The 8,574-nt window shown below is 67.9% G+C and carries 6 protein-coding genes and 2 tRNA genes; 6 read left to right on the top strand and 2 right to left on the bottom strand.

The window, feature by feature from the left end:
• Positions 1-155 precede the first annotated feature (155 nt).
• Positions 156-887: a queuosine precursor transporter gene (locus NFW30_RS17845; RefSeq protein ID WP_295357803.1), complete on the top strand. Its 732-nt coding sequence runs from the start codon at positions 156-158 to the stop codon at positions 885-887.
• 63 nt (positions 888-950) lie between these two features.
• Here the strand turns inward: NFW30_RS17845 and NFW30_RS17840 are convergent, their stop codons facing one another.
• Both NFW30_RS17840 and NFW30_RS17835 read right to left on the bottom strand, forming a co-directional pair.
• Positions 951-1,763, bottom strand: coding sequence for an N-acetylmuramoyl-L-alanine amidase (locus NFW30_RS17840; RefSeq protein ID WP_295357805.1), 813 nt, complete (start codon positions 1,761-1,763; stop codon positions 951-953).
• Entirely contained in the window at positions 1,760-4,309 is a 2,550-nt protein-coding gene (locus NFW30_RS17835) for a tetratricopeptide repeat protein (RefSeq protein WP_295357808.1), read from the bottom strand. Before NFW30_RS17835 ends, NFW30_RS17840 begins: the two co-directional genes overlap by 4 nt.
• A 159-nt stretch (positions 4,310-4,468) precedes the next feature.
• Here NFW30_RS17835 and uvrC point away from each other — a divergent pair, with 159 nt between their 5' ends.
• The 5 genes from uvrC (at position 4,469) to NFW30_RS17810 (ending at position 8,460) form a co-directional block, all read left to right on the top strand.
• On the top strand, positions 4,469-6,286 hold the full coding sequence (uvrC, locus tag NFW30_RS17830; RefSeq protein WP_295357810.1) for an excinuclease ABC subunit UvrC: 1,818 nt from the start codon (positions 4,469-4,471) through the stop codon (positions 6,284-6,286).
• The gene (pgsA, locus tag NFW30_RS17825) at positions 6,286-6,864 is read left to right on the top strand and encodes a CDP-diacylglycerol--glycerol-3-phosphate 3-phosphatidyltransferase (protein ID WP_295357812.1); all 579 of its coding nucleotides are present in this window, start codon (positions 6,286-6,288) and stop codon (positions 6,862-6,864) included. Before uvrC ends, pgsA begins: the two co-directional genes overlap by 1 nt.
• A 175-nt stretch (positions 6,865-7,039) precedes the next feature.
• A complete protein-coding gene (locus NFW30_RS17820; RefSeq protein WP_295357815.1) occupies positions 7,040-8,161 on the top strand; it encodes a UPF0236 family protein in 1,122 nt (373 codons plus the stop codon).
• Between the two features lie 86 nt (positions 8,162-8,247).
• A tRNA-Gly gene (locus NFW30_RS17815) sits at positions 8,248-8,323 on the top strand.
• A 63-nt stretch (positions 8,324-8,386) separates the two neighbouring features.
• Positions 8,387-8,460: transfer RNA gene (locus NFW30_RS17810), tRNA-Cys, on the top strand.
• Positions 8,461-8,574: the final 114 nt, after the last annotated feature.

Genomic DNA, 8,574 nt, shown 5'->3' with positions numbered 1-8,574 from the left:
GCGCCAACCTCAGCCAACCACCGCCTTGCGCGGATTTGAAATGAGAAGTGCTGCCGGCGCCGCACCGGCGCGCGCAACGCCACCGCCGGTCGAGGGGCACCGGGGCGGGCATCGGCAGGCTGCAGCCGACCCGCTTCGATGGTATAACACGGGCGATGCACGATCCAGCCTCTCTGCCGCCACCGCGCGCGGTCGCCACCTATCGCTACTACGATCTGGTGATGGCGGCCTTCGTCGCCGTCTACCTCTGCTCGAACCTGATCGGGCCGGCGAAGGCGGCACAGTTGACGCTGCCGCTGCTCGGGCCGGTGACCTTCGGTGCCGGTGTCCTCTTCTTCCCGATCTCGTACATCTTTGGCGACATCCTGACCGAGGTCTATGGCTACGCGCGGGCGCGGCGGGTGATCTGGGCCGGCTTCGCGGCGATGGCCTTCGCCTCGGCGATGGCCTGGATCGTCGTCCAGTTGCCGCCGGCGCCGGAGTGGCAGAACCAGGCCGCCTACGAGATCGCTTTCGGTTCTACTTGGCGCATCGTGCTGGCTTCGCTGGTCGCCTTCTTCTGCGGCGAGTTCGTCAACTCCTTCGTTCTCGCCAAGATGAAGATCCTGACCCGCGGCCGCTGGCTGTGGACGCGGACCATCGGTTCGACGATCGTCGGCGAAGGCGTCGACTCGGCGCTGTTCTACCCGCTGGCCTTCTACGGTTCCGGGCTGATCCCGGACGAGATCCTGTGGCAGGTGATGCTCTCGCAGTTCGTCGTCAAGGTGATGGTCGAGGTGCTGTTCACGCCGCTGACCTACCGCATCGTGCGGGCGCTGAAGCGGGCGGAGAACGAGGACTACTATGACCTGCAGACCAACTTCACGCCCTTCAGCCTGAAAGCCTGAGCAGCGGCGGGTCGCCCGCCTGCCGCGGCGGCGCCCGTCACCGGGGAGCCCGTCCGCGATCGCTCAGGGTGCCGGCTTGCGGCGCTTGTCGAGCAGCAGGCAGAGCAGCAGTTGACGTTCGGCAGCGCTCGCTTCGCCCATCATGTCGACGCCGAGGAAATGGCGGCGGAAGGCCGCCAGAGCCGCCTGCGGGTCGGCAACGTCGTAACCGATCGCCTGCAGGGCGAGCAGCGGGTCGAGCGCGACGACGTCCTGCTCGGGCGGCAGCTCGCGGCACCAGAGACCGAATCCCTCGGCCGCCAGACGGTGCCACGGAAACCGGCGGCCCGGGTCGACCTTGCGCCCCGGGGCGACGTCGCCGTGACCGAGGACGTTGCTCGCCGGGATCCGGTGGCGTTCGCGCAGCTCCTGCAGCAGTTGCAGGAGGCGGACGATCTGGTCTTCGGGGTAGGGCTCGGCGCCGGTGTTGTCGAGTTCGATGCCGATCGACGCCGAGTTGATGTCGGTCGTCCCGCCCCAGTAGGAAGCGCCTGCGTGCCAGGCGCGCCGGTCCTCGTCGACCAGCTGGTAGAGGGTGCCGTCACGGCCGACGAGGTAATGCGCACTGACGCCGCGTGCCGGATCGGTGAGCGTCTTCAGCGCTGGCTCGGCGCTGCTGTTCGTCGTGTCGTGGATGATGACGAAATTCGGCCGACGGGCGTTGTGGTTAGGCGACGGTACCGACACGACGCCCGCGGCGGGTCCGGTCGGGGCGGTGCCGCAGCCGGCGAGGACGCCCGTCGCGAGCGCCAGCACGGCGGCCGGCAACAGTGCCGGGCAGCAACGCGCGCGGGCTTGCTGCCGCCGGCGCGAACCCGGCTGCCGGCGGCCGTTCATGCCTCGTCCGGCGCTCGCCGCACACCGGCGACACGTGCCGCGAGCGCGCTCAGCAGGCACTCCTCGAAGGCGCGGACGACGCGCAGGTCGTCGTCGACGGCCGGGGCGGCAGCGCGGATCGTCGCGCGCAGCTCGCCACGGCGAAGCTCGTCGCGACAGCTCGCGGCGAGTTCGGCAGCGATGGCGACGTACTCGTCAGCCGACGCGGCGATGCCTGCCGGCAGTCCTGCCCGGCGCAGCAGTCCGGCCGCGAGTCGCTGGCGCAGCGCGGGGCCCTCGAGCGTGACGATCGGCAGGCCGCGGTGCAGCGCCATCCAGGCCGTCGTGTAACCGGAGAAGGCCGGGCAGTCGAGATAGACGTCGCAGCGGTCGAGCAGGGTCAGGAAGCGCGCCGGCGAAAGCCAGCGGATGCAGAGCAGGTGTCGCGCGGGATCGAGCCCGTGAGCGTGGAATGTGGACTCGAGGCGGGCGACGATGAGGTCGGTTGCCCACGGGCAGACCGGGTCGCGCAGGATGATGAAGACGCAGGCACCGCTGGCGGCAGCGATTCGGGCGTAGTGGTCGTCGTAGGCGGGGTCGAACTTGATCGCGCGCTGCGCGATGACGAAGCGCGGCCCCTGCGTCGCCCGCAAGCGGGTCTCGAGATCGTCCGGCAGCTCTTCGGCAGCCAGCGGCAGCGAGGTGGTGCAGCAGCCGGTGCCGGGCAGGCGGATCAGTTGCTCGCGGTAGTGGGCGTCGGCCTGTGGTGACTCGAGCAGTTCCCCGGAAAGGAAGAGGTCGATGCTTTCCAGGCCGGTGGTGATCGGGTGTCCCCAGCCGGCCACCTGCAGCGGTGCCAGGCGGTGCGCGGCGAGGAAGTAGCAGAGCGAGGACATGCCGATCTCGGGGTAGAAGACGACGTCCGGGGCGTCCTCGGCGGCGGCGGCCAGCCAGCCGGCGGCATCGATCACCGTCTGCCGGTCGCGCCAGCCATCCACCATCCGGCGAGCGAGGGCGGTCTCCTCGTCCTCGACGTTGCCGAGGTGATAGGCGATCAGCTCGAAACGCTGCCGGTCGATGTGCTGCAAGAGTCCGCGCAGGACGATGTTCCAGACCGAATGCCAGCGCAGGTGATGCGAGACGATGAGCAGGCGGACGCGCGGGCGTGGTGGCGGCTGCGGGCGGCGTTGCGGGCCGAGGAATTCGCCGACGAGGTCGGCATAGCGCGATAGCAGCCCGACATGGTTGCCGGTCCGGTACGCCAGGAAGAAGGCCTGCTGCGTGCTGGCCAGGTCGGCGGCGGACAACGGCGGGCGCTTGCTGGCGTGCAGCCAGTCGGCCAGTTCGTCGAGCGACGCGGCGAAAGCCGCCGCGATCCCCGCTGCCTCATCGCGACTCTGCACCAGCACGGGCAGCGCCGCGGTGGCGAGCGCCAGCCTGGCGCTCGCCCGCTCGGGCTGCAGGGCGATCGCCTGCAGGTAGCAGTTGCGGGCTTCGGCCGCGCGCCCGAGTTCCTGCAACACGCTGGCGAGTTTCTCGAGCAGCGCCGGGTCCTGCGGATCGGCCTGCACGGCCTGGCGGTAGCTCTGCTCCGCTTCGGCGAAGCGGTTCTGCTCGACGAACAGCCGCCCGAGGTTGGCATGGACGCTCGGCAGCAGCGGGTCGAGTTCGAGGCAGCGGCGATAGCACTCGCTGGCCTGCGCGGTCTGGCCGAGTTCCTGCAGCACGTTGCCGAGACCTTCGAGCGCCGGCAACCAGTTCGGATCGCTCTGCAGCGCGGCGATGAAGCACTGCCGGGCCTCGTCCAGGCGAGCCGAGCGCAGCAGGACGTTGCCGAGGCAGAAGTGTGCCACCGGCGTCGCCGGCGCGATTTGCAGCGCGCGGCGGCAGTGCCTTTCCGCCTCGGCGAGGCGGCCCAGCTCGCCGAGCGTCAGGGCGAGCGCCACCAGTCCGTCGACGAAATCGGGCGCCCGCGCCGGCAGCTGGCCGAGGTGCTGCGCCGCCTCGGCGAAGTGTCCGAGCATGCGCAGCGCGTCGCCGAGGTGGAAGAGGGCGAGCGGATTCGCCGGCTGGACGGCGAGCGCGCGCCGGAAGCTCGCGACTGCGTCGGCGAGGCGGGAATGGGCGACGAAAGCCCTGCCGAGGCCGCTCAGCGCCTCGAAATCCTGCGGCGACAGGTCCGCCGCCCGTTGCCAGGCGGCGAGACCGTCCTGCCCCTGCGCTTCCAGGCTGGCGCCGAGCAGCCCCCAGAGGAAGCCTGACTGCGACGAGGTCCGCAGCAGGTGCTGCAGCAGGGCAGCCAGCTCGGCGAAGCGGCCGCCGCGATACATCGCCAGCAAACGTCCCGGATCGGCGGCGGCTGGCGGGCTGGCCGCATGGCCGCTGCCGACGGCGCGTCCGAGGCAGCAATTCTTGTACTTCCTGCCGCTGCCACAGGGGCAAGGCTCGTTGCGCCCGGTGCTCACCGACCGGCGCGCGTTGGATTGGCGACGCAGCTCATTGGCCAAGTGTATGCCGGGCTGCGCGGCACGGTCAATCGGACTGCCCTCGAGCCAGGCGGCCGACATCCGGCTTCGCCGCGGATCGGCGCCGCCATCCCGCGGACGGCGAGGCGGCCAGGCGAGGCGGAACGGCGGCTGTCCGGCCGGCTGCCGAGGCGGCGCGCGTGATAACATCGGCCGCGAACCTCCGCCGCGGATGCCGCGGCGGCAAGCCTGCCGTTGCCGATGACCGAAGCCTTCGATGCCAAATCGCTGCTTGCCACGCTGACCGACCTGCCGGGTGTCTACCGGATGATCGCCGGCGATGGGCAGGTGCTCTACGTCGGCAAGGCGAAGAATCTGCGCAAGCGGGTCGGCTCGTATTTTCGCGAGCACCACCCGAGCCCGCGCATCGCCCTGATGGTGGCGCAGGTCGCCCATGTCGAGACCACCGTGACCCGCTCCGAAGCGGAAGCGCTGCTGCTCGAGAACAATCTCATCAAGAGTCTGACGCCGCGCTACAACATCCTCTTCCGCGACGACAAGTCCTACCCCTACATCGCCCTGACGCACGAGGCCTTTCCGCAACTGGCCTTCTTTCGCGGCACCACCGATCGGCGTGCCGATTACTTCGGACCGTTCCCGTCGTCGGTCGCGGTGCGCGAGAGCATCCACCTGCTGCAGAAGATGTTCCGCCTGCGGACCTGCGACAACCCGGTGTTCAACAACCGCTCGCGGCCGTGCCTGCTGTACCAGATACGCCGCTGCTCCGGCCCGTGTGTCGGGCTCATCGATGCCGCGCGCTATGCCGAAGACGTCCGCCTTGCCGGCTTGTTCCTGCAGGGGCGGCAGCGCGATGTGATCGACAGCCTGAGCGAGCTGATGGACCGGGCTGCCGCCCGGCTCGCTTTCGAGCAGGCTGCCGTCTACCGGGACCAGATCCAGTCACTGCGCCAGGTGCAGGAGAAGCAGTACGTCGAGAGCGGCCGCGATGGCGACGTCGACGTCGTCGCGGCCGTCAGCGCGGAAGGCCTGACCTGCGTGAACCTGGCCATGGTCCGCGGTGGCCGGCATCTCGGCGACCGGCCGCAGTTTCCCGCCAATGCCGGCGACTCGTCGCCGCTCGAGGCGTTGACGGCCTTCCTGTACCAGCATTACCTGGCGCACCCGATGCCGCCACGGATCCTGCTCAACCTGTCCCTGCCCGATGGCGAGGTCGCCGCGTCGCTGGCCGAGATGAGCGGTGTCCGCGTCCGGCTGGGCCCGCCGCGCTTCACCGTGCAGCGCATCTGGGTCGAGATGGCGGAGCAGAATGCCCGCCTGGCGATCACTGCGCGGCGGGTCGCCCTCGCGCGGCAGGAAGCCCGGCTCGACGAACTGTGCCGGACGCTGGAACTGGATGTCGAGCCGGGGCACGAGGCGCGCATCGAGTGCTTCGACATCAGCCACACGCAAGGCGAGTCGACGGTCGCCTCGTGTGTCGTCCACCAGGGCGGCGGCATGCGACGCGGGGAGTACCGCCGCTTCAACATCGCCGACATCCAGCCCGGCGACGACTGCGCCGCCATCCGGCAGGCCGTGCAGCGGCGATACGAGAAGCTGTCGGCGGGCGAGGGCATATTGCCGACACTGCTCCTGATCGACGGCGGCAGCGGCCAGGTGGCCGCTGCAGCGGCGGCGCTCGAGGAACTCGGACTGTCGCAGTTGCCGCTGCTGGGCGTCGCCAAGGGCGAGGCACGCAAACCAGGACTCGAGACACTGGTTTTCGCGGATGGCCGCAAGCCGCTACAATTGCCGCCGGAACATCCCGCGCTGCATCTGATCCAGGAGATTCGCGACGAGGCGCACCGCTTCGCCGTCTCCGGGCACCGGGCACGACGCGGCAAGGCCGGCAGAAGTTCGCGTCTGGACGAGATCAGTGGTATCGGACCGAAGCGACGCAAGGCGCTGATCGCGCGTTTTGGCGGCCTGCAGGGCATCTCGGATGCCGGGGTCGACCAGCTCACCGCAGTTCCGGGCATCAGTCGGGAACTGGCCGAGAAAATCTACGCGGCGCTGCACTGATGCCAATCAACATACCGATCCTGCTGACCTGGCTGCGGATCATCCTGATCCCGCTGCTGATCGCCGTGTACTACCTGCCGGAATCCTGGCTGCGCGCCGCCGACCAGGATCTGGCGGCGACCCTGATCTTCATCGTCGCTGCCATCACCGACTGGCTCGACGGTCATCTCGCGCGGCGCTGGCACCAGACATCGGCCTTTGGCGCCTTCCTCGATCCGGTTGCCGACAAGCTGATGGTCGCCGCCACCCTCATCGTCCTCGTCCAGCTTGGTCGCCTCGATGCCATCCTGGCGGCGATCATCATCGGCCGCGAGATCACGATCTCGGCGCTGCGAGAATGGATGGCGCGCATCGGCGCGCACCGCAGCGTCGCCGTGTCGATGATCGGCAAGATCAAGACGACGGCGCAGATGATCGCCATTCCGATGCTCCTGTACTACCGGCCGCTGTTCGGCTGCAGTACCTTCGAACTCGGCACGTGGCTGATCTACATCGCAGCCGTGCTGACCTTGTGGTCGATGGGCTACTACATGCGGATGGCCTGGCCGCACCTGATCGAGGAGGATCGGCGGCGTTAGCGGCGGCCGGCGGCCCGGTCGCCCAGCCGTCGCGCGCCGTGGCAGGGCCGGGAGGGGTGCAATCGGAAGTGCGACTGGCGCCGGTGCGAGGTGGTGGGCGGTGGCATCCGGCACTAGACAAATGGCTGGGGGTGGGTCAAACTGTCATGGGTTACTTCAACGTGGAGCGAAACCCATGCCAGAACAGTGGTCGGAAATGGAGGGGCGACTCAAGCCGAGTCGGAGTTTGGAAGATCGGTTACGAGATCATCCCGAGCTCTGGGTCAAGATCGAGTCGTTGTTGGCGGTAGTCGAGAACGCGGCCGGTGATGTCGAGAAGGCGGCGGAGGTGGTGTGCCGGGGCTGCTCGGAGCCGCTGCAGCGAGTCATTGTTGATTTTGGGGCGGACGCGCCCGCGGCACGCATCCCGCAGAAGTTGAAAGAGCATCACGGTATCGAGGTGTGCGCCAGTACGTGCTGGTCGATCGTCTTGCAGCATGCCCAGACGATCGACGAGCGCCCGAAAGCGGTGGCACAGATCCCGGAACGAGACGGGGTGGCGCAGCTGATCGCCGAGATCGACGGGAGCATGATTCCCGTTGTGGAAATGGCTGAATCGAACGACCCGAGCGCGAAAGTGGACCGCCGCAAGACCCGGCAAGTAGGCTGGAAGGAAGCGAGATTGAGTCTGGTCCATACGCTCGGCTCGGTTACCCCGGTGTTCGGCGCCACCGTGGGACCGCCCGATCAGGCCGGAGAGACGCTATTGCGCACGGCAGTTCAGGCCGGACTTGGGCGGCAGACCAAGGTCCATGCCGTCGGCGACGGCGCCGCATGGATTGCCGATCAAGTGAGTGAGCAGTTCGGACTCCACGGCCACTTCCTCGTCGATTTCTACCATGTCTGTGACTACCTGACGGCCGCCGGGAAGACGATCGCCAGCACGCCGGCGAGGGCTTGGCTCGAAACGCAGAAGGATCGGCTGAAACAGAACCGTGTCCCGGACGTCCTCGACGAACTGCAGCCATTCGTCGAGGACGACAGCGTTCCCGATGACAACGCTCCCGTGCGCGCGGCGTATCGCTATCTCACCAATCGCCCGGGGCAGTTCAACTATCGAGACGCGCTCATGGCCAAGCTGCCAATAGGGTCCGGCGAAGTCGAAAGGGCACACCGTTACGTCATCCAGGACCGTCTTAAGCGGGCAGGTGCCTGGTGGAAACTGAAAAACGCCAGGCACATGCTGGCCCTGCGCGTCTGCCGTGCCAACCAGGAGTGGGACAGCTATTGGCAGTCCAGACGACAACAGGCAGCCTGATCCACAGTCGCACTTCCGATTGCACCCGGCCGGGAGGAATGCGTTGACAGCCTCGGACAGGCCTTTATAATGCGCGTTCTCTGCAAGCGGGAATAGCTCAGTTGGTAGAGCGATACCTTGCCAAGGTATAGGTCGAGAGTTCGAGACTCTTTTCCCGCTCCAGATCTTCCGCACGGCACCCGGACCACTCCGGCCAGGCCGTGCCGCCAGTCAGCAGACCGGCGCGGCGCGATAGCAAAGCGGTTATGCACCGGATTGCAAATCCGTGTAGGTGGGTTCGACTCCCGCTCGCGCCTCCAAACAAAACAAGCGCTTAGAACGCTTTTCTGAAAGCCGTTTCTTGACGGGCTATCACCGGGCTAGCACTGCCCTTTACCCGCAAGTCTGCAGATCATCCGAAGTCCAGTGTCGGA

This window comes from Accumulibacter sp. (genome assembly GCF_023806635.1).
In the GTDB taxonomy this organism is placed as follows: domain Bacteria; phylum Pseudomonadota; class Gammaproteobacteria; order Burkholderiales; family Rhodocyclaceae; genus Accumulibacter.
The sequence above is the reverse complement of the archived record's forward strand: the minus strand, read 5'-3'. Positions and strand labels throughout refer to the sequence as shown.